General features: G+C 38.3%; 21 protein-coding genes. 12 read left to right on the forward strand and 9 right to left on the reverse strand.

Going from position 1 to position 22,137, the window contains the following annotated elements; all coding sequences use genetic code 11:
• Nucleotides 1-122: 122 nt before the first annotated feature.
• From VSAL_RS03870 to tcdA, 3 genes are all read left to right on the forward strand, one after another.
• The gene (locus tag VSAL_RS03870; RefSeq protein WP_012549491.1) at nucleotides 123-509 is read left to right on the forward strand and encodes a DUF2850 domain-containing protein; all 387 of its coding nucleotides are present in this window, start codon (nucleotides 123-125) and stop codon (nucleotides 507-509) included.
• 178 nt (nucleotides 510-687) lie between these two features.
• The gene (gene mltA / locus VSAL_RS03875; RefSeq protein ID WP_012549492.1) at nucleotides 688-1,788 is read left to right on the forward strand and encodes a murein transglycosylase A; all 1,101 of its coding nucleotides are present in this window, start codon (nucleotides 688-690) and stop codon (nucleotides 1,786-1,788) included.
• A gap of 94 nt (nucleotides 1,789-1,882) precedes the next feature.
• Nucleotides 1,883-2,698: a tRNA cyclic N6-threonylcarbamoyladenosine(37) synthase TcdA gene (gene tcdA, locus VSAL_RS03880; protein ID WP_012549493.1), complete on the forward strand. Its 816-nt coding sequence runs from the start codon at nucleotides 1,883-1,885 to the stop codon at nucleotides 2,696-2,698.
• Nucleotides 2,699-2,822: 124 nt separating this feature from the next.
• On the opposite strand, the gene csdE is transcribed toward tcdA, so the two are convergent.
• Both csdE and csdA read right to left on the reverse strand, forming a co-directional pair.
• Nucleotides 2,823-3,260: a cysteine desulfurase sulfur acceptor subunit CsdE gene (csdE, locus tag VSAL_RS03885; protein WP_012549494.1), complete on the reverse strand. Its 438-nt coding sequence runs from the start codon at nucleotides 3,258-3,260 to the stop codon at nucleotides 2,823-2,825.
• A 24-nt stretch (nucleotides 3,261-3,284) separates the two neighbouring features.
• A complete protein-coding gene (csdA, locus tag VSAL_RS03890; RefSeq protein WP_012549495.1) occupies nucleotides 3,285-4,502 on the reverse strand; it encodes a cysteine desulfurase CsdA in 1,218 nt (405 codons plus the stop codon).
• A gap of 360 nt (nucleotides 4,503-4,862) precedes the next feature.
• Between csdA and VSAL_RS03895 the strand changes: the two genes are divergently transcribed.
• Genes VSAL_RS03895 through rlmM form a run of 3 tightly spaced genes read left to right on the forward strand, consistent with a single transcriptional unit; the run spans nucleotide 4,863 to nucleotide 7,238 of the window.
• On the forward strand, nucleotides 4,863-5,771 hold the full coding sequence (locus VSAL_RS03895; RefSeq protein WP_012549496.1) for a transcriptional regulator GcvA: 909 nt from the start codon (nucleotides 4,863-4,865) through the stop codon (nucleotides 5,769-5,771).
• Entirely contained in the window at nucleotides 5,764-6,150 is a 387-nt protein-coding gene (locus VSAL_RS03900) for a DUF423 domain-containing protein (RefSeq protein WP_012549497.1), read from the forward strand. Before VSAL_RS03895 ends, VSAL_RS03900 begins: the two co-directional genes overlap by 8 nt.
• Entirely contained in the window at nucleotides 6,147-7,238 is a 1,092-nt protein-coding gene (rlmM, locus tag VSAL_RS03905; protein WP_012549498.1) for a 23S rRNA (cytidine(2498)-2'-O)-methyltransferase RlmM, read from the forward strand. Before VSAL_RS03900 ends, rlmM begins: the two co-directional genes overlap by 4 nt.
• Before the next feature lie 206 nt (nucleotides 7,239-7,444).
• Here rlmM and xni read toward each other — a convergent pair whose 3' ends face one another.
• From xni to queF, 5 genes are all read right to left on the reverse strand, one after another.
• A complete protein-coding gene (xni, locus tag VSAL_RS03910) occupies nucleotides 7,445-8,218 on the reverse strand; it encodes a flap endonuclease Xni (protein WP_012549499.1) in 774 nt (257 codons plus the stop codon).
• Nucleotides 8,219-8,300: 82 nt separating this feature from the next.
• Entirely contained in the window at nucleotides 8,301-9,659 is a 1,359-nt protein-coding gene (gene ppnN, locus VSAL_RS03915) for a nucleotide 5'-monophosphate nucleosidase PpnN (RefSeq protein WP_012549500.1), read from the reverse strand.
• A gap of 128 nt (nucleotides 9,660-9,787) precedes the next feature.
• A complete protein-coding gene (locus VSAL_RS03920; protein ID WP_012549501.1) occupies nucleotides 9,788-11,350 on the reverse strand; it encodes a GGDEF domain-containing protein in 1,563 nt (520 codons plus the stop codon).
• Nucleotides 11,351-11,526: 176 nt separating this feature from the next.
• Nucleotides 11,527-13,749 (reverse strand): tetratricopeptide repeat protein, encoded by a 2,223-nt coding sequence (locus VSAL_RS03925; RefSeq protein WP_173362128.1) that lies wholly within the window; start codon nucleotides 13,747-13,749, stop codon nucleotides 11,527-11,529.
• A 119-nt stretch (nucleotides 13,750-13,868) separates the two neighbouring features.
• Complete coding sequence (queF, locus tag VSAL_RS03930; RefSeq protein ID WP_012549503.1) at nucleotides 13,869-14,714, reverse strand: NADPH-dependent 7-cyano-7-deazaguanine reductase QueF; 846 nt, start codon at nucleotides 14,712-14,714, stop codon at nucleotides 13,869-13,871.
• Nucleotides 14,715-14,822: 108 nt separating this feature from the next.
• Between queF and syd the strand changes: the two genes are divergently transcribed.
• Both syd and VSAL_RS03940 read left to right on the forward strand, forming a co-directional pair.
• Entirely contained in the window at nucleotides 14,823-15,371 is a 549-nt protein-coding gene (gene syd / locus VSAL_RS03935; RefSeq protein ID WP_012549504.1) for a SecY-interacting protein, read from the forward strand.
• A gap of 103 nt (nucleotides 15,372-15,474) precedes the next feature.
• Nucleotides 15,475-16,248 carry a Zn-ribbon-containing protein gene (locus VSAL_RS03940; protein ID WP_012549505.1) on the forward strand — a complete coding sequence of 258 codons (774 nt, stop codon included), beginning with the start codon at nucleotides 15,475-15,477 and terminating at the stop codon, nucleotides 16,246-16,248.
• A 61-nt stretch (nucleotides 16,249-16,309) separates the two neighbouring features.
• On the opposite strand, the gene VSAL_RS03945 is transcribed toward VSAL_RS03940, so the two are convergent.
• Nucleotides 16,310-16,765: a YaiI/YqxD family protein gene (locus VSAL_RS03945; protein WP_012549506.1), complete on the reverse strand. Its 456-nt coding sequence runs from the start codon at nucleotides 16,763-16,765 to the stop codon at nucleotides 16,310-16,312.
• Entirely contained in the window at nucleotides 16,765-17,034 is a 270-nt protein-coding gene (locus tag VSAL_RS03950) for a hypothetical protein (RefSeq protein WP_012549507.1), read from the reverse strand. Before VSAL_RS03950 ends, VSAL_RS03945 begins: the two co-directional genes overlap by 1 nt.
• 929 nt (nucleotides 17,035-17,963) lie before the next feature.
• Here VSAL_RS03950 and VSAL_RS03955 point away from each other — a divergent pair.
• The 4 genes from VSAL_RS03955 to VSAL_RS03970 all read left to right on the forward strand — a co-directional run bounded on the left by VSAL_RS03955 (nucleotide 17,964) and on the right by VSAL_RS03970 (nucleotide 22,134).
• Nucleotides 17,964-19,250 carry a PTS sugar transporter subunit IIC gene (locus VSAL_RS03955; RefSeq protein WP_012549508.1) on the forward strand — a complete coding sequence of 429 codons (1,287 nt, stop codon included), beginning with the start codon at nucleotides 17,964-17,966 and terminating at the stop codon, nucleotides 19,248-19,250.
• Between the two features lie 117 nt (nucleotides 19,251-19,367).
• Entirely contained in the window at nucleotides 19,368-19,673 is a 306-nt protein-coding gene (locus tag VSAL_RS03960; protein WP_012549509.1) for a PTS sugar transporter subunit IIB, read from the forward strand.
• 86 nt (nucleotides 19,674-19,759) lie between these two features.
• Nucleotides 19,760-21,169 carry a glycoside hydrolase family 1 protein gene (locus VSAL_RS03965; RefSeq protein WP_012549510.1) on the forward strand — a complete coding sequence of 470 codons (1,410 nt, stop codon included), beginning with the start codon at nucleotides 19,760-19,762 and terminating at the stop codon, nucleotides 21,167-21,169.
• A gap of 29 nt (nucleotides 21,170-21,198) precedes the next feature.
• Entirely contained in the window at nucleotides 21,199-22,134 is a 936-nt protein-coding gene (locus VSAL_RS03970) for an ROK family protein (RefSeq protein ID WP_012549511.1), read from the forward strand.
• Nucleotides 22,135-22,137 lie beyond the last annotated feature (3 nt).

A 22,137-nucleotide genomic window follows, 5' to 3' on the forward strand; every position in this document is an offset into this window, starting at 1 on the left:
CATTTATAGTGACTAAGTATTTAACTATGTGCAAGTGTTTAGTGCAAGGTCACATAAGTTTTTCTTAATATTTCTACAGATTGCCGATAAGATTAATAACATAATAGTTTTTAGTAGGCGTCATGATGAGTCAGACTCAACAAAAAGAGTTAAAGAAGAGAAAAATTCGTTTATTAGTGTTAATGAGTTTTTTTGCCGTTGGTTTAGTATCTGCGGTGATCGCTGCGATGTTTCGTGTTGGATTTTTTGCTCAAATGCCCGTTTCTCAATTGTATGGTAATTGGATTGAGTTAGGGGTTCCTACTTATGCTCGGGACAGTTTCACGGTGAATTCGAGTGGTGTTTATACTCACGGTCGTTTAATTAATACAAAGTTTGATTTCGATGGGAAGACATTAACTTATATGCATGGTGAAACAGAGTATGTTTACCTTGTAGAAGACAATGATGGTGCTGAATTACTGCGAATGAAACCAACGCATTACAAGTCGAGTTTTCGTAAACAATAATAATAATTTTCTTTCTAAGTAAGTGTCACTACCTGAGCTTACTTAGAATTTAGCCTCTGATTTTGTGTCAATTTTTGTCAAAATTCTCCTTTTCTTACATTTATTCCATTCTAGGGAATTGCTCTCTTTCTATTTGTTTGTCATTCTTGCCGCACTATTTAATAAGTAAGGTCTTATTGTGCTTCGTAAACTTCCTTTTGTTTGTATTCTTCTTGCTTTAGCCGGTTGTGCTGATCAACCGACTGATCGTGCTCAGCAGTATTTGGATGGCAGTTTTAGCAGTAACTTAAATGAAGTCAGTGATATTGATTCAGATAAACCCTCTGATTTTAGTGCATTTAAAAATCAAAGCAAAGAAGTGGTAGAGCGTTCTGAATCCATGTCTTTACGTTATGAAGAGCTTTATACGAAACTTCAACAGTGGATTGATGAAAGTTCAAATCCTGCTAAATTATCAAATTACGGAATTCAATTTGCTCAAATGGGTGGTGGTGATAAACAAGGGAACGTGATGTTTACTGGTTATTTTTCACCAGTGATTGAAATGCGTCATAAGCCAACGGATAAATTTAAATACCCTGTTTATGATAAACCAGCATGTGGTTCTAATTGTCCAACACGTGCTGAAATAAATGCAGGCGCTTTATCTGGGTTAGGTTTAGAGCTTGGTTACTCAGATAATATGATTGACCCATTTATTATGGAAGTGCAAGGCAGTGGTTTTATTCATTTTGGTGACGATGACAAGCTAGAGTATTTTGCCTACGGTGGGAAGAATAACCATCCTTATGTGAGTATTGGTAAAGTACTTATTGAACGCGGTGAAGTTGAACGCAAAGACATGTCGTTAAAAGCGATTAAAGAATGGGTTGAAAGAAACGATGATGCGACCGTTCGTGAATTGTTAGAAACTAACCCATCGTATGTTTTCTTTTCACCAAGGGACGCCAATCATGTATTAGGTACGGCGGGTATCCCTTTAATTGCAGGGGCAGCTGTTGCAGCAGATCGTACTTTATTGCCTATGGGAACCCCTATACTTGCGGAAGTTCCACAATTGGATAAAGACGGTAAATGGACAGGTAAGCATGTACTTAAAGTTCTACTTGCATTAGATACCGGTGGCGCAGTAAAAGAAAATCATTTAGACCAATATTATGGAATGGGGCCAGAAGCGGGTATTGCTGCAGGGCACTTTAAACATTTTGGTCGAGTATGGAAATTAGGTTTAAAAGATTCTGAAACTGAAAATCCATGGGAAATGCCAAAAAAGAAATAGGGCTGAAATAAACCTGGATTTCTTAAAGCTTGATCTTCTAAAAAAGAGTGCGTATAAATCGTGCTCTTTTTTTGTTTTTGAGTAAGGAAAACCCATGCGCGAATTAACCACGCCTGCTTCTGAAAGTTATGACCAACGCTTTGGTGGCACTCGCCGTTTGTATGGTAATAGTGAAGTAGAAATAATGCGTGCTGCACATGTCTGTGTGGTAGGTATCGGTGGTGTCGGATCGTGGGCTGTAGAGGCATTAGTTCGTACTGGTCTTGGTGAGATTACCTTGATTGATATGGATGATGTGTGTGTGACGAATATTAACCGTCAGATCCATGCTATGACGGGTACAATCGGCCAAAGTAAAATTGAAGTAATGGCTGAACGCATTAAATTAATTAATCCTGAATGTAAGATTAATTTGATTGATGACTTCATCACCCCTGAAAACCAAGCAGAATATATTTCTAAAGAATTTGATTACGTACTTGATGCCATTGATAGCATGAAACCTAAAGCGGCGTTATTAGCTTATTGTAAGAGCAATAAGATTAAAGTAATTACAACCGGTGGTGCAGGTGGTCAAACTGACCCTACTCAAATTGCGATTACGGATTTATCCAAAACAATTCAAGATCCTTTAGCAAAGAAATTGCGTGATACGTTACGTCATCATCATAACTTTACTAAGAATACAAAACGTAAATTTGGTATTGATTGTGTGTACTCGACTGAGCATTTGAAGTACCCACAAGCGGATGGTTCTGTGTGTGCAACTAAAGCAACAGCAGAAGGGCCTAAACGTATGGATTGTGCGACGGGTTTTGGTGCTGCAACGGTGGTAACTGCGACCTTTGGTTTTGTTGCGGTGTCGAGAATTGTAGAGAAGTTGATTGAGAAACACTCTACTAGAGACTAGAGACTAGAGACTAGAGACTAGAGACTAGAGACTATAAGTGCGTGTATGGCTGGTGTGGAAAGTATTGCTATCAATACCAGCATTTTCTGCTCTTATAGTATCTAGTTAGCGAAGCGTATAGTTTCTATCTATCTGAACGAATGGCCTTATTAATGGTTTCAATGATTGCTTTAAGTCCATTACCACGTGATGGGCTTAAATGTTCAATTAACCCTAATTGAGCAAAGTATCCATCCATATCAAATGCGCTAATCTCTTCTGCGGTTTTATTATTAACCGCAGCCATTACTAATGCGATAAGTCCTCGAACAATACGCGCATCAGAATCAGCACAGAAAAAATAAACCCCATCGACCACTTCATGTTGTAACCACACTTTGCTTTCACAGCCAGAAATAGTCACGGTCTCTTGTTGAAGTTTTTCTGGCATTTTAGGCAGTTTTTTACCTAATTGAATCACGTTACGATAACGATCTTCCCAGCCTTTCGCTTCACTCATGAAATCCAATACCGTGGTGTGAGTGACGTCAAAGCCAAAAGGTGATGAAGGGAATGTAGACATAAATAAAATACCTTAAACTTGGGCTTATAGCATATCAGCGGCTTTATTTAGCGCGTCGATAAAACGTTGAACATCTTGCTTAGTATTATACAAGGCAAATGAAACGCGTACAGTTCCCGTTAATCCTAATGCGTCTAACATAGGGTGCGCACAATGGTTACCTGAGCGTACAGCAATGCCTTGTTGATCTAATAAAGTCGCAATATCTTGGTGGTGAACACCATCAATCACAAAAGAAAATAAACTCGCATTATCTTGTAGCCCTATAAAACGTAAGTCTTCAATGTCTTTAATTCCATCAATGGCCATATGACGAAGTTCGTTAATATGAGTATTTAGATCATCGTGGGCGAATTGTTTAATCCACTTAATTGCAGTAGCAAAGGCAATCGCACCAGCTACATTTGGTGTTCCCGCTTCAAATTTCCCCGGAAGTTCTGCAAACGTGGTTTTTTCAAATGAAACCTTTTCAACCATTTTACCGCCACCATGCCAAACTGGCATCGACTCCAATAGATGCTGTTTACCATAGAGAGCCCCAATGCCTGCTGGCGCAAACAGTTTATGCCCAGAGAAAACGTAAAAATCCGCATCCATTGCTTGGACATCAATATCGTGATGAACAATACCTTGAGCACCGTCAATAACGACAATAGCTCCCACGTTATGCGCTGCTTTTATTATGGTATCAATCGGGTTTAATGTTCCTGTTACATTGGTTACTTGAGCGATAGCGATGATTTTTGTGTTCTGGGTTACCAATGACTCAAAAGCTAACATATCTAATGTGCAATCTTGTTTCATTGGTATTTTTATAATCTTTGCGCCAGTTTGCTCTGCCACAATTTGCCAAGGCACAATATTAGCATGATGTTCCAATTCACTAATTAGGATCTCATTACCTGGCTGTAATGTGCTACGAGCGTAAGTTTGCGCGATTAGATTGATAGCCTCTGTTGCCCCGCGAGTCCAAATTATTTCTTTAGCGTTTTTCGCATTAATAAACTGCTGAACGGTTGCTCTTGCTTGTTCAAATTTTAAGGTTGCGGAGGCGGTTAGACTGTGACTACCACGATGCACGTTAGCATTATCATTTTGGTAATAATCTTGAATCGCATTTAATACCACTTTTGGTTTTTGAGTGGTGGCAGCGCTGTCAAAATAAGCGATAGGTTGCCCGTTAATTTTTTGTGATAGAGCGGGAAATTGAGAACGAACAGCGTCAATAGTAAATGCGGTCATAGTGATTTTCTTTAGTGGTTAGCAAACTGGGGGAATGATGCGGATTTCTTGGCCGTAAGTCAAAATTACAGACAAAAAAAAGCACCGTATTAAACGGTGCTAACAATTTTTTTTAACCAAAGGCTAAAAAGACAGTAAGTATGGATTACTAATCATAATGACAGTAATTCCGGGCTTGAAGAGTCAAGCCAATATATGCAAACACAACATTGCAGCTTAGAGATTGAAAAATACTCAGGGAGGAATATAGGTCGTTCCTCTAAACTGCAAAGCAATAGTAGGTTTTATCTGGTAGTTCGACAATGGACAATTTATAATAGTTAGCATTAAAAAAACTAATGATTCAGAATGTGAGTTCTTATGTCTCGAAGATTACCACCGTTAAATTCTCTGCGTGTGTTTGAAGCGGCAGCTCGACACCTAAGTTTCACCCGTGCAGCAGAAGAATTATTTGTTACGCAGGCTGCGGTTAGCCATCAAATCAAAGCGTTAGAAGAATTTCTAGGGCTTAAGCTTTTTCGTCGTCGTAATCGTTCTTTACTTCTAACAGAGGAAGGGCAAGGTTACTTTTTAGATATCAAAGAGATTTTTTCATCTCTATCTGAAGCAACAGATAAAGTATTGGAAAGAAGTGCGAAAGGCGCGTTAACCATTAGTTTACCGCCAAGCTTCGCAATTCAATGGTTAGTTCCTCGTTTGTCTGATTTTAATCAGAAAGAACCAGATATTGATGTGCGAATTAAAGCCGTTGATATGGATGAAGGCTCATTAACAGAAGATGTTGATGTTGCGATTTATTACGGTCGAGGTAATTGGCCGGGGTTAAGAGTTGAACTGTTGTATCAAGAGCAATTATTACCGCTGTGTTCACCTCAAGTGTTATTGAACGAAAAGCCATTAGCGACGATTGATGATCTTCGATTCCATACGTTATTGCATGATACCTCACGTAAAGATTGGAAGCTGTTTGTTAAACAGTTTGAATTACAAGGTATGAATGTAAACCAAGGCCCAATTTTTAGTCACTCTACCATGGTGTTGCAAGCCGCGGCACACGGACAGGGCATTGCATTAGGTAATAATGTATTAGCTCAACCAGAATTAGATGCAGGTCGACTCGTTGCCCCATTTGAAGAATTACTTATTAGTAAAAATGCATTTTATCTGGTGTGTAATGAAAAGCAGGCCGATACGGGTCGTATTGCCACCTTTAGAGAGTGGGTGCTAAGCAAAGCACGCAGTGAGCAAGATGTGGTGGATGATGAATAGTCGTCTATGCTTTCTTATTGCAGGCTTAAGTGGGGCATTAACCGTGGGTTTAGGCGCTTTTGGATCTCATGGTTTAAAAGACGTATTATCACCGTATCTCCTTGATGTATATCAGACTGCGGTACAGTACCAAATGTGGCATACTCTGGCTTTATTTGGTTGTGGAATTTTGTTGAGAAATTCCATGTCAAAAGGGGTATCATACGCCGCCTTGCTATTTACCATTGGCATAATTTTCTTCAGTGGTAGCTTATATGCATTAGTGTTCACAGGAATTAAGTGGTTTGGGCCAATAACTCCATTAGGTGGACTCTGTTTTATTAGCGGTTGGCTGACGCTGGCTGTTTCAACTTATCGTTTGACTGAGGTTTCAAAGTGAAACAAGTAATGTTCTATTGTCGCTCTGGTTTTGAAAAAGAGTGTGCAGGTGAGATCCAAGATAAAGCCACTCAACTTGAAGTGTTTGGTTTTCCTCGCCTAAAAAGTAACACTGGCTATGTATTATTTGAATGCTATCAGGAAGGCGATGCAGATAAACTGATTCAACAGATTAAATTTAATGAGCTTATTTTTGCTCGTCAAATGTTTGCTGTTGCAACAGAATTAAGTGACCTACCAACAGAAGATCGTATTTCTCCGATCCTTAATGCATTAAGCAGTGTTGAAGGCGTGCCTCATTGTGGTGATATTCGTATTGAAACTCCGGATACGAATGAAGCGAAAGAGCTCTTAAAATTCTGTCGTAAATTTACTGTGCCGCTTCGTCAAGCATTACGCGGCAAGCAAATGCTAACAGCAAGAGATACTGACCGAATCCCAGTAATGCACGTGTGCTTTATTGAGCCTGGCCATTGTTATGTTGGTTACTCATATACGAATAATAATTCAAAATTCTTTATGGGTATTCCTCGTTTAAAATTCCCTTCAGATTCACCAAGTCGTTCTACATTGAAATTGGAAGAAGCGTTTCACGTATTCATTCCAAGAGATGAATGGGATACTCGTTTGGCTTCTGGTATGTGGGCTGTTGATTTAGGTGCCTGTCCTGGCGGTTGGACTTACCAACTGGTTAAGCGCTCTATGTTTGTTCATGCGATTGATAATGGCATGATGGCACAAAGCTTAATGGATACAGGTCAAGTTAAACACCACATGGTTGATGGTTTTAAATTTGAACCACAAAGAAAGAACGTAACGTGGATCGTGTGTGACATGATTGAAAAACCTGCACGAGTGGCTCACCTTATGGGTGAATGGTTAATTAAAGGTTGGGCTAAAGAAGCACTATTCAACCTTAAGTTACCAATGAAAGGTCGTTACGACGAAGTTCTTCAAGATATTGAAAACTTAAAAGAATTTTTAAATAAGAATGGCTTTAAATACAAACTTCAAGCGAAGCATTTGTATCATGACCGTGAAGAAATTACGGTACATATTCAAGCGATTACAAATATCTCTCCACATTAATTTTGCTATGAGATAAAACGCTCTTGCAAGATAAATGCAAAACGCCCGTAGATCGTCTGATCTACGGGCGTTTTTATTTAAATACAGTGTTGAATATGATGTGCTTTGGCGCAAAAAAACTGTTTGTCATCGACGTAATAACCACATCAAATACAGCCATCTTTCTTTTGTAGAAAAGCACATTATATTCATTGTTTTAATTTCAACTACTCAGGCTTCTCATATCGTATATCTTGTAAGTTAAATCCAAGTTCAATATCGGTTCTTAAACCGGCGACTTTTCGACATAGAATCGCGGTATTGTAATACTCATCAAATTTCTTACGGTATTTCTTTGGTAATTCATCGGATTCATTGGCCGCTTCAATTGTCGGAAATTGAGTCAAAATTTCTAATGCTGCTTTAGGGCCTATCCCTGGGATCCCTGTTATTTTACTTGAGCTAATTCCAGCTAATCCCCAGTAATCGGCCAATTGTTCCGGCTTTAGTCCAAACTCTTTTTCAATAAAAGGTTCATCTAACCAACGATGTTGGAAATAATCACGAATTCGTAGCGTCGGGGAAAGTAACTGGCAATAACCTTTGTCTGTAGAGACTATTGTGACTTGTTCGTTGCGAGAGGCGACTTTATTGGCAAGTGTTGCGACTAAATCGTCAGCTTCATCTCCATCAGATAAAAGAGAGTCAATACCCAGTTTCCACCAAGATTCTTGAATTGCATCCATGCCTTTTTGCAGTGCTTCAGGCATTGGTTTTCTGTCTTCTTTGTATTTAGGCAATACTTCGGCTCGCCAGCCCCGGTCTTGAAGGTGGTGATCAAAGACGGCAATGATATGAGTCGGTTCGGTTTCTTTTAAAATACGATTAATTGTACGACCTGTCGTTGTCACTACTGCTTGGATATCATCTTGGTTTGGTTGTGCTGAATGAACACGACGAATGAGATTGAGAGCATCGATAATAACCAGATGAATTGCCATAACGTATTCATTCCTATGTATAAAAAGAAAGAGACCTAGTAGGCCTCTTATTGTACGTTAGTGATGAGGTGAGATTCCACCCCTAATCAACGACGATTTCATAACAAGGGACGTATTTAGAGCCAGGAAGCTTCATTCGGCCTTGCTCAACAAAATCTTGAAGTAGACGATCCATTTTTTTCATCAATTCTGGTTCGCCGTGTAACTTAAATACACCGTGCTTTTCAATTTCGGCAATGCCTTCCGCTTTGACATTACCCGTCACAATACCAGAGAAAGCTTGGCGCAAGTTGGCTGCAAGACTTTCTGTTGGTTGGTTAAGGTGCAAATCAAGTGACGCCATTGCTTCATGATTGGGTTCGAATGGCAGTTGGAACTCAGGCTCTATTTTTAATGCCCAGTTAAAGCTGTAAGAATCATCGGTTGCTTTACGATATTCTTTCACTTTTTTGATCCCGTGATTAATGATCACTGCTGCTTTTTCAGGATCGCCAACGACAATACTGTAATACTGAGTCGCCTCTTCCCCTAATGTTTCACGAATAAAGGTATCAATTGAAAGGAAGTAAGCTTCACTCTCTTTTGGACCGGTAAGAACGATAGGCATCGGTTGCTGACGATTAGCCGGGTTCATCATAATCCCTAAAATATACAGTAATTCTTCAGCAGTACCTGGGCCACCAGGAAAAATAACGATCCCATGTGCCATACGAACAAACGCTTCTAAACGTTTCTCAATATCAGGCATGATAATCAGTTCATTGACGATAGGGTTTGGTGGCTCAGCGGCGATAATTGAGGGCTCAGTTAATCCAACAAAACGACTTTGAGAATAACGCTGTTTAGCGTGACCAATCGCGGCGCCCTTCATTGGACCTTCCATTGCTCCTGGACCACAACCAGTACAGATATTGAGCTCTCGTAGGCCAAGTTCATGACCAACTTCACGAGTGTACTGATATTCGATTGGGTTAATTGAATGACCCCCCCAACACACGACAAGGTTAGGTTCAATTCCGGTATGAAGCGCTTTTGCGTTACGTAATATACTAAAAACGAGATTAGTTAAATGAGTTGCTTTGGTTAAATTCAATCGATTGTGATCCGCTATTTGCATGTTCACATATACCATATCGCGTAACACAGAGAAAAGGTGCTCTTGGATCCCTTTAATGATATTTCCATCAACAAATGCATGTTCTGGTGGGTTGCTTAACTCAAGCTTAATACCACGATCACGTCGTGTTACTGAAACATCAAATGATTTATATTTATCGAGGAGTTCTTTTGAGCTATCAGTGTGACTGCCTGAGTTTAGAACCGCTAAAGTGCAATTGCGATACATTCTATAGACATCACTCGATGCGGTTTTTTTTAGTTGGTCGATTTCTAATTGCGATAGCAAATCCATGCTACCTGCTGGGCTTATATGAGTGATCATATGCGCCTCCCTAGCTTATTTTTATTATTGTTCGAATAATAAACTTACACAGCAATGGGGACTTTAGCTAGAAAAAGAGTAAAAAAGTGAGAGGGTTATGTATTTATCGTAGGCAATATAAAAGGTAATTATGCACAAATGCGTTGTTGAGTGCCTTTGGTTTTTTGTTTGTATAGCGCTTGAACTGATCGTTCGATGACTTTTTCAGGAATATCACTGTTGGTAAATTCAGAACTGCAAATAGAAACCGTGACTTGAACGTGATTGCCTTTAAATTTGAAGGGTAATTTTGCGATGGCAGCTTGGATCGCTTTAAGCACCGTTTCTCGTTCTTCTTTCGTGGTTTCTGTAAAGAGGATTAAAAACTCTTTACCACTGAATCGAGCGACAAAATCAGTATTCGAGACTTGTTTTTCTATGGTTTTTGCGATGATTTTAAGTGCTTTATCACCAGCGAGGTGTCCAAATTGCTCATTGATACGTTTAAACTGATCAATGTCTATCATGCTTAATACTAGAGAGTGTTGATGACGGACCCAGCGTTTATATTCTAAATCTAAACGTTCATGCATAGCGGCGCGATTATAAACATTGGTTAATGGATCTTTAAACACTCTTTGTTGTTGATCGTTTAATTGACGACGATATTCTAGAGTTTCTTGATAGACGCTATTTAATTTTTTTGTTGTGTATTCATGACGTTCTATTAGTGCGGCTTCTCGCTCCTGCATGGCTTTATTTCGCTCTGCAAGATCGCTCATTTCATTGAGCAATAACGACATTTTTGTTTTGTGTTCTTGTGCGCTTATTTTACTTTCTAGAATGTTTTCGGCTTGTTTGATTAAAAGGCCATATTCTTCATTTAATAATGAACGTTGATCTAAATAAGATTGGCCTTGTTCTTGGTTTTGCTCACTCGTTTTTATGATTTGAGCCACTTGAGTGTTCATCTCACCAACAAAGACTTGGGATGCTTTACGTTCTTTATTTGTGCCTTGAAGAACGAGTTGTAACGTTTGTAGGGCTAAATCAATTAGAGATACAGCATCAACGCCAGTGAGCAGTTTATTTCTGATATCAAGGAGGTCTTCACCGGAGGTGTTATTGAAATCAAGCTCTGAGATCAGGTGTTGCAATTCATTACTTAATTGCTCTTGAGTATCAACATCAATGATTTCATTGGCATTGATTTCGGAAGAGACGCTACCCGCTGAAATAAACTTAATTGCTCTTTCGTACAGCTCAATAAGGCGAACAATACGTTGGATATGTTTAGTTCCATCTTGAGATGGATGCCTAAGTAGATTACGTAAGTCTCTTTTTAAACCTGTCGGCAATCCAACAACACGCTGTAATGTCTCGCCACAATAAGAAATATGTTCTTCCATTACTGAATGTTCTTTTTGGACATTTAATTGATAGCGGTTAATTAAGCGTTCAAAAGTTGCAATACGGACGGTTAAATCTGAGGTGTTTTCGATATGTTCAATATCATGAGCAAGCTCAATTATTTCTTTATCCAGATCGCTATCATGATGTTTACACGCAGCACAAAATCGCAAAATAATGCGTTTAAGCAACAAAATTTCACGGCGTGATTTCAACGAGGTGTCACGGTGTGATAAGCGCGTTTGATCTAATTGTTGCTTTAATTGGCTTAACTCTGAGGCAACAATGGATACTTCAATCATAATAACTTACATAAAACTCATATTAGAATAAGTGGCAGTGTATATATTGAGAAATTCAATACTCTTCATAATAACAAATTTATAATTAACAGACTAAAAAAAATAACGGTGTTTGTATAGTTGATAATCATTTGTAGCTAAATTTTATTAAATTTGTGAGTTGTTTTTTAAAATGATTATGTATTTCTTGACGAGTACACTTTGATTAAGCCTTGATTGATGGCTTGTTCACACGCTGAACGTATATTATTCGTGGCAAAACTTGCCGCTGGTGCGTTATCTATTGCTCGATAATGCACCCATTGACTGCCTGATTCTTGGGCGTGGATATCTCTTGCCGTGTTCGTTGCCATCAATAAAATATCAATCAGCTCCCGATCATTAATCGCAGTATATGCTCGGGGTAAAAATGGGTATTCAACCATTCCTATATTAACGGTTTTATCTGTCATAACATCGGATGTGAAGTTGTTTATCCATTGTTGAACGGTTTCTGCCATTTCTTGTGCGCAACTTGTTGTGTCTGATTTATGCTCTATGTAAAGAAAGCTCGCATCTGAAAAATGATAAATACGGCTAGGGGATCTCACTACAGCCGATAAATGATCGCCAAATTCTTTCTCTATTGCTAACCCTTCTTGATACCCTTGAGTCATATATAAATCTTGTAGCATAGGTACATTAAAAAGGGTAAAGCGTAAGCGGTCACTTAATGGTTCATTGATTAGTTCACCTAAATGCCATTGCTCTAAGTTGGAACTGCTTTGTTGTAAAGACGAAGGTAAACGCTCTGTTAGCAATCGTAAGTTACGTAATCCACTTCTTGGATGGGTATAGTATTTATTGAGTAATAAATGTAAGCGTTTTTTTAAGAATCGATTTACCTGTTGTTTTCTAAAAGAATAAATAGCCAATACAGTCAGTAATACGACTAAGAAGCCGGCAATCTTTTGTATTTTAAGCGTTTGAATGTGGTTTTCTTTTAATTGCTCTTCTAAACCTTGGTAATGTAAAGATTGTTCAATAATACTTTTTTGTTGGCGGAAAACTTCTTCATTGATCTGGTTTTGAGCAGCTTGAAGCGATGAATTTAATGTTTCGTATTCACGTTGTGCAACCAGTGCTTTTTTAAATAATCCCATTTTTTCATAGGTCTCAGAAAGAAGTTTCTGAGACTGTAATTTTAATGAAATATTATTATCTTGATTACTGTATTTAATTGCTTTTTGAATGTCGCTAACAGCCAGTTTCGGTTTGTTGTGCACTAGGTTTAGTTTTGCCTGAAGTAAGTTGGCAAAGGCTTGCTCTTTTGGTAAATCAACGTATTCGTTTAGGTTGTTTGCTTGTTTTAAGTAATGCTCACTAAGGGCGTAGTTATAAAGTAAGAAATACGTATTCGCGATGTCTAAACGAAGTGAGATCAGTTTATTTACGTTATTCTTTTCTTTCTCTTGATCGAGGGCATTAAAATATTGAACAAGCGCTAAGTTGAATCGGCCTTGCTCAAGGTGGATCTTCGCGATTAACACAAGCACATTAGAAAGCTGTTCACTTTTATTATAGCGACCATAAAACTCGGCAGATTGAGAAGCATGCTCAAGGGCTTTATCAAGTACTTTTCGTTGGAAGAAAAGCTGACCTAATAAATAGTTAGTACTTGCTAATTGGCCACTATTATCAGCCTCAATAGATTGCCAATAAGCACTTAATAGTTCCGTTAAGGCTTGGTCAAATTGCTTGTTCTTCAAGAAATGTCGACCGTAAGAGATATGATAATAAATCATGCTACTTGGATCGTTCAGTGAATTACCGTAGCTCATGGCTTCGCTAAAGTAGCGTTGGGCTTTATTGTTGTTTCCTTGCTCTGACTCGACTTGAGCATGAATTAATGCTAATCTAAAATATATTTTTTGATGGATATCTGTCTTGGTATTTAATTGAGATAAACTTTGTTGGATTTCGTCTAAAATAGTATTCGTTTCATCAATGTCTTTCGTTAAATCCCACCATAAACTGGCATAAATTAGTTTTGATTCAAGGTAGCTTGATTTTAAACTGAAATCATCAGCCAAAGAGATTGCTTGTTTAATTGATTCTATGGATTCACGATTTCGACTTAATCGTTTATTGGCGAGTGCTTTTATTTGAAATGCCTCAACAGTACTGATTGGCGTACGAATAGTACGCTCAGAATCATTGTTGATTTGAATTCGATTAGGATCTTGGCTTGGTGATATCTGGCGTTGTTCTAGATATTGATTAGCAATAGAGAGGGATTGCTCTGGGTTTGTTTCTAATAATTGATAAGCATCATTTAGAATTGGCGCAGAGAAAAATTTAGCCCAAGCAGAAAGCGGGAATAAAATCAAAATAACAAGAAAGCATTGACGCAAAGGCATGTAAATCATCCACTAAAAAACAACTATTACATACTATCGTTGTCATGAAATTTGTCTACTAAGAAAACGGTTCAAAGTAGACAAATTAGACGATAAATATGTGCTTTTCGTGTTATTTCTTATTGGCGAGCCAAACGTAGATTATGTTCAGGCTTAATTAAATGAGAACTGCGGAATGGGTTAATATCTAATCCGCCACGACGAGTGTAACGAGCAAATACCGTTAATGATTTTGGTGAGCAGAATTTCATAATATCCGTATAAATACGTTCAACACATTGCTCATGAAACTCATTATGTTGGCGGAACGAAATTAAGTAGCGAAGCAATTTTTCATGATCAATTTTATTGCCCTCGTAATTAATTTCAACACTGCCCCAGTCTGGTTGATTGGTGATCAGACAATTTGATTTTAGTAGATGGCTATGCAGAACTTCATTGACCATTTTTTCTGATGTACTTGATTCTAAATAGTTAGCATCAAACTCATAGCTATCAATAACAATGTCTTGGTTATCAATACATTCACCTTGCATATCGACAATAGGTTGTTGTGAGTAAGCTTGAACAGGGTGGATGTTAACCATAACTTCTTCACCAGCACATACGCTTAAATCTTTAATTAGCGTACTGGTTACGTCTTCCCATGATGAAAATTTAGTTTGGTTAAAGCTGTTTAAATACAATTTAAAGGACTTAGATTCAACTAAATTAGGGCTTGTTGCAGGTAATACAACGTCCCCGATGGCAACTTGAGGTAAACCATTTTGGTTCAACCAAGACAGTTCATAGAGTGTCCATACATCACAACCAACAAAAGGTAATTCATCACCAAGAGCTAGATCATCGCGGTTTAAACTGCGAGGAACTGCTTGCAGCAACTCTGGCTCATAGCTGTGTTTGTATTCAGTTTTTTGGCCAAGAGTCAGTGATTTTAGCTCATCAGCGTTCGTGTATTTAGTCATATTGAAAATGCCAAAAGTAGATTAGAATAAAGGTCGCTTAGTAAATTAGCGTTATTTGATGCAATTGACGCTAGTTTACTTGAATTTTTGTCTTATTAGGAGAATCGAATGCCACTTTCGGTAGAGCAAGCGCTTGCTAACTTTAGTCAACGTTATGTCGAAGCATGGAAAGAAAAACATGATAGCCTTCCGATAAATGAAGAATTAGTGGGATTAGCTTCTCCTTGTATTGATGAAACGCGCAATTTAGAGGTTTTATGGCAACCCGTCGCTCGCGATGAAAGTATTCGATTAGTTAATATCGAGAATGGCATTGAACTCGATCTGCATGATGACTTTCATGCGTTTTATGGTGCTCAATTTAGTGCTGATATGACGGCTAAATTTGAAGGTATGAATGTTGAATTACTTCAAATTTGGAGTGATGAAGATCTTGAAAATTTACAAGGGAACATGCTAGGGCACCTTGTTATGCAGCGTCGATTAAAATTAGTCCCTACGTTGTTTATTGCGGTGACGGATGATGAGATGGAAGTGATTTCTATTTGTAATCAATCAGGGGAAGTGATTCTAGATACCGTAGGAACGAAAAAGCGAAAAGTATTAGCAGAAAGTATGGCTGAGTTTTTAGAAAAGCTTGAACCCGTTGTCGCGTAAATAAAAATTATTGTGTTAGGTAACGAGCAGAGTTAAATGGATTCCGATAAGGTGTATGTATCGGAATTTTTATTTTTAAAGTTGTAGTAGGAAAGACACGTTAATGTTTGTAACTGAGTTAGATTTTGAAGTGTACTGCGATACCTCAATGGCAGCGGTAGAGAAAGCGATAAATTACTGTTTAGATTGTTTGCGTTATAACGGACAAGTGATTGGACGTGAACTACCAGTCTTAATGAAGGGCACTAACTTTGTTGCTCGTGTTGTTTGTCCAGAAGAAGACTCCCTTCATCCTGATAATCACAGTCCGCAAGTGAATCTAGCGCTTAAGCAACTAAGTGATTTCGGATTACTGCAACCAAAAATAAGAGTGGTTGGCCAAGACATGAACTCGGATCCAAGTGATGAGAGTGAAAAGGTGAGCTGGCAAATTCTGTACACTACTCATTTACATACTTGCTCGCCAATTCGTCACGGTGAGACATTTCAACCTATTCCTCTTTATCGCTTACCGGCGGTTGCCAATGGCGATCAAAAACAATTCATAAAATGGCAAGAAGATTGGAGTGCGTGTGATCAATTGCAAATGAATGGGTCAGTGGTTGAGCATCCAGCATTGCATGAAGTGAGCTCAAGTGAGAGTCGTTTGTTTAAGCGCGGTTGGGATTTGTGTCGTCGTATGGAAGTACTGAGTGGTATTTCAACGTATTTGTACATTTATCGCGTGGGTGGTGAAAGCAAAGAAAAAGAATTAGCACGTAAATGCCCTGTATGCGATGGAGATTGGGCGTTAGAAGAGCCAATCCATGACGTGTTTGATTTTAAGTGCGATGAATGCCGATTAGTCAGTAATTTATCTTGGGACTTTAAAGAGTAGATAGAGCTGAATAGGATCCCGCGATGAATGCGGGATCTTTATTTATACCAATGAAGATCGATTAAATTGTTTTTTTCACTTTCGCTAAAATACGATCCAATTGATTGGCAAATTCACGTCGATCTGTCTGCGATAATGCCGCAGGACCTCCCGTTTGAATACCACTTGCTCGCATTGTATCCATAAAGTCACGGATATTCAGTCGCGCTTTAATCGTCGCTTCAGTATAGAGCTCGCCGCGAGGATTCAATACTTGAACTTTCTTTTCGATAAGTTCAGCGGCCAGTGGAATATCCCCACTAATAACTAAGTCACCCGCTTCAGAGCGCCTTACTATTTCATCATCTGCAACATCAAAGCCTGATTCAACTTGTATAGATTTAATATTTGGCGCTGTCGGAACCGGTACGTAGTGGTTAGCAACAAAAGTAATTTGAAGCCCTGTACGTGTAGCGGCGCGACAAAGAACTTCTTTCACTACTTTTGGACACGCGTCAGCATCTACCCAAATTTGCATTATTTATTCTCCAAAGCGTTTAAACGCTGGGTTAATTCTTTTATTTGTTGTTCAAGCTGAGCAATACGCTCATCTGCAGTCAATGACGTTTCACGGACTTCAATTTTTGGAACTTGAGCACTGGATTTAAATGATTTAATCGCTGTAATAATTGCAGGGATCGGAACTTGAGTGCTTAAGCGAGATTTAACGAGAGCGGTGGTTGGTTTTTTACCTTCATTGATTAAATCCTGCATTATTGTTTGCAGTTCATCCGTTACATTTTTCATTATGACTTCCTATGCTTCATCTTTCGCCATGATATCGAATACTGATCTAATTCACCACAGAAGTCATTCGCTAAGGTATATAGAACATTTAAAGAGGGAGTAAAGACATAGTAGAAGCAACGTGTAAGAGATCGCTTACAAGATGATTGAGATATATAGTTTTTTTTATCGGCTTTAGTTTGTGGTCGTTTTTTATCTTATTGTTTTTTATCATTATTTATTTTTAACCTTATATCTCACCCCCTATTTCTTTAAAAGTTTGTATGCAAGGGATTGTTCAAAAAAGTAAAAAGCGTAATCTTATTGGTGTCGGAAGGAGACTGACACGGAATAGGAACGACCAAGGATTTGGTACGCTTTAGGATGAAGCACTCGGTTACTTAGGATGAGTAATCGGCATGGAAAGCAAATTTGGACATTGAATGGATTCAATAGTAACTAGGATGGTTACTACTAAGGAAAGACAGTGGACACCTCTAGGATAGAGGAAGGATAAAGCATCAGGATGATGTAAAGGACACCGCTTAAGGATAAGTGAAGAGAGTTAGCGACGGACTGTTAACGGATCAGGATTAGATCATGGACACCGCTAGGATAGCGATGGAAGGGATACGCTGACGGATTTCAGCATACTATCAAGGAATTGATGCACGGAGCCCCATTAGTAGCCGGACTGCTGCGAGTAGAGTTATGACCCCATTAGGCGAAAGCTTAGTGGGGTTTTTCTTTTTTATCTGCTTTAAAAGATCATTTCCCTCATAACTTCAGTAATAAATTACGTAGATCACATTTTTATTATTCGTTTAATTAATAAGCGTGAGTTGAATCAAACTTGCTCAATTATGGCGTGTAACCGGTTACTGAAACCGGTTACATTGATTTCAGGTTAAATTAATTCGCATGTTTAAAATTCAATTCAGGGGTGAAAAATGAGTACGCAAGCGGCAACGATGCAAAGCACAATAATGGAGAAGGTAAACAAAATCCTTCCTAAGCTCTTAAAGGTAGTGAATTCAAAACCAATTGTAGCCATTAAAGAAGGCTTCATGTTAACCATGCCATTGACCATCATTGGCTCGGTATTCTTGTTATTGGCCTTTGTTCCTATTGATGGCTATGACCAATTTATGGCGGGAATTTTTGGTGCTGAATGGTCAACACCATTGTTTCAAGTTGTTGGCGCTACTTTTGATATTTTGGCACTGATTGGAGCTTTTGGTATTGCGTATACTTACGTGAAGTATGAAGGACACAATGGCGTAAATGCGGGGGTGTTAGCCATTGTTTCTTTACTTATCGTAATGAACGCTTTTGTTGTGGCGCCAGATGGCGTGAGGCACATAGGTGGAGTGATACCGAAAGCCTTCCTTGGTGGTAAAGGCATGATTGCAGCTATCGTTATTGGTTTAGTTGTTGGCATGATTTACTCAATGGCCTTTAACCGTAACTGGGTGATTAAACTGCCAGACAGCGTGCCAGAAGGGGTGTCGAATGCTTTTAAATCGCTTATTCCTGGTTTTTTAATTATCACTCTTGCTTTCTTAACATACATATTTTTTGAAGTAGTTTTTGAAAGAACGTTTATTGAGACTATTTACCATATTATTCAAACACCATTACAAAGTATGTCTGATTCTTTCTTTGGTGCGGTAGGTATTGCATTGCTTATTTCTCTACTTTGGTGGTGTGGTGTTCATGGCCCCGTCATTGTTATGGGAATTATGGGACCAATCGTAACGGCGAATGCACTCCATAATCAATCAATTGTAAATGCGGGTGAAGTACTGATTGCAGGTGAGAATGGAAAAATAGTAACGAACCAATTTGTTGACCAATTTATTACGGTCGGTGGCTCAGGACTTACCTTCGGCTTAGTGTGTTGCATGGTCTTATTTGCTCGCTCTGTTCAGTTTAAGCAATTAGGTCGTCTCTCTTTTATCCCAGGCATTTTTAATATCAATGAGCCCGTAATTTTCGCAACACCAATCATCTTTAACCCAATTATGTTTATTCCATTTGTGACTGCTCCAGTGCTGTCAGCAATCATGGTTTATACCTCAATTAACATGGGGTTTGTTGGACCATTCACGGCCGTTCAAGTGCCATGGACAACGCCAATAGTATTGAGTGGATTTATTGTTGGGGGGGTGGAGTGCCGCTGTATTACAAGTCACCGTGTTCTGTATGACGTTATGTGTGTATTTCCCATTCTTTAAGTATCTAGACAAATTAACGGCGCAAGAAGAAGCTAAATCAACAGCGCCAGAAACAGAATCTGTAACAACGACAGCAACAGCTTAATTGAAATTTATTAGATTATTATCGAGGTTATTATGAAAAAGATTTTACTACTATGTGCGGCGGGCATGTCTACATCAATGGTTGTTAAAAAAATGGGAGAAGCAGCGGTACAGCAAGGATTGGAGATTCATATCGAAGCTCATGGTGTTGAGACCATTCAAGATTATTTAGCTGAATATGATTTATTTTTATTAGGGCCACAAATCCGCTTCAAGAAAGATGAGCTTCAGAAATTGGCAGATGAAGTAAATAAAAAGGTAGAAGTCATCGACATGATGGATTACGGCATGATGAAAGGCGATAAGATCCTTAAAGATGCATTGGTACTTTTAAGTTAATCATATTCTAGGCCTAAGAAGACTTAGGCCAATACAAACATCAGTTGGCTATCGATTTGTTAGCAGCAGTAGAGCAGGAATTCGAGATGAAATTTGCAAATGATTTTTTATTAGGCGCAGCAACGGCTTCTTACCAAATAGAAGGCGCATGGGATCAAGATGGAAAAGGTCCAACAAACTGGGATGAGTTTACTAAAATTCCAGGGAAAACCTTTGAAGGAACTAATGGCGACATCGCAATTGATCATTATAATCGCTATAAAGAAGACATCGCATTAATGGCTGAAATGGGCTTAGAGTCTTATCGCTTTTCAATATCTTGGGCTCGTATTTTTCCAAATGGCACCGGAGAGATTAATCAAAAAGGAATCGACTTTTACAATAATGTCATTGATGAATGCTTGAAATATGGCATCGTTCCTTTTGTTACCTTATATCACTGGGATCTACCTCTTACGTTAGAAAAAGAAGGTTCATGGTTAAATAAAGCCACCTGTGATGCGTATGTTGAATTTGCAAAGTTATGTTTTAATGAATTTGGAGATCGTGTTAAACATTTCATTACTTTTAATGAAACCGTTGTGTTTTGCGCATTAGGCTATATGGCAGGCGCACACCCACCAGGGATTCAAAATGATCCTAAGAAATATTTTCAAGCGACGCACAACGTATTTTATGCACACGCTAAAGCCGTCATTGAGTATAAAAAACTGAATCAATTTGGTGAGATTGGCTTGAGTCATGTATTTAGCCCTGCATTTGGGGTCGATGATTCAGAGGCGAGTCACTTTGCCGCAATACATGCGAACCAATTTAGTATGAATTGGTTCTATGATCCTATCCTATTAGGTAAGTATCCTGAATACGTGGTTAAGCAACTACAAGAAGAAGGTAACTTGCCCGATTGGACTGATGAAGAACTACAAACTATTTTTGAAGCCGCACCGTTGAATGACTTTATGGGACTGAATTACTACCAACCACAACGTGTTGAAAAAATTGAAAGTGGTATGGAAATTCGTAAAATCACTCGTGAAAATTCGACTGGTTCTCCGGGCAACCCAAGTTACGATAATGTATATCGCACAGTTAAAATGGACGATAAAAAATACACTAAATGGGATTGGGAAATTTCACCTGAAGGGTTTGTTGCTGGGCTTGAAATGATAAAAGAGCATTATGGTCAGATCAAACTGTACATTACAGAAAATGGATTGGGTGATGAAGATCCGATTATTGATGGTGAAGTGTGTGATATTCCGCGAATCAATTTTATTAAAGATCATCTAGGTGCAGTAAAAGAAGCGGTTCGTCGTGGTGTTCACATTAAGGGGTATTACGCATGGTCAGCGATTGATTTATTGAGCTGGTTAAACGGTTACAAAAAGCAATATGGGTTCATTTATGTTGATCATCAAAATGGACTAGAGCGTAAGAAAAAAGCGTCTTTCCATTGGTTTAAAGATGTTATCGCGACTCGTGGTGAAAATATCTAGCGTTATATTAGAAATGGGAAAGTCGAATTATGGCAACGTATTTATCGTTTGATATTGGTGGAACAGACATTAAGTTTGGCGTGTTGAATGAACACGGCCACATTCTAGATCAAGGCAAGGTGCAAACTGAGTCAAGTGGGGATCAAATCATTCAAACCATTGTTGATATAAAAGAGCAATGGTCTACACGATATACGTTTGATGGTGCGGCTTTCTCATTACCTGGTTTTGTTGATGTAAACACGGGGTATTTAAAAACCGGTGGAGCCATTGATGATTTTTATGGATTTCAATTTAAAGAGGTAATGGTTGCAAAATTGTCATTACCGGTTGAATTAGAAAATGACGTTAATTGTGTGGCTTTAGCTGAAAAGTGGCTTGGTAAAGCACAATCGGTTGATAATTTCATCTGCATTACGATAGGCACAGGTATCGGTGGTGCTATCTATATCAATAATCAAATGGTTCGAGGTCATGGTTTCATGGCAGGTGAATTTGGTTATATGTTCACAAAAAATATATTTGATACTAAAGATAAAACGACAGCAACAATGAGTTTTACTGCATCAGTAAGAGAAGGACTTAGGCGTCGATATTCTAAATTAAAGAATATTAATAGTATTGAAAACTTATCAGGAAAGGATATATTTAAATTAGCGGATTCTGGAGATAATATTGCAATTAATATTATTGATGACTTTTATAAGAATATAGCCATTGGCTTATATAATTTAACGTTTATTTTAAATCCAGAGAAAATAATCATTGGTGGTGCAATAAGTAATCGAGATGATTTAATTTCAAATATAGAAAATAAATTTGAAGAGATTATACAAACTCAACCATCAATAAATAAATTTAATGTTAAAGAGTTAGTTGCTATTGAAAAAAGTACGTTTAATAATGACAGCGGATTAATTGGATCTGTGTATCACTTTTTATCAATGACCAATCAAATTAAATAGGAA

This window comes from Aliivibrio salmonicida LFI1238, assembly GCF_000196495.1.
GTDB classification, from domain to species: Bacteria; Pseudomonadota; Gammaproteobacteria; order Enterobacterales; family Vibrionaceae; genus Aliivibrio; species Aliivibrio salmonicida.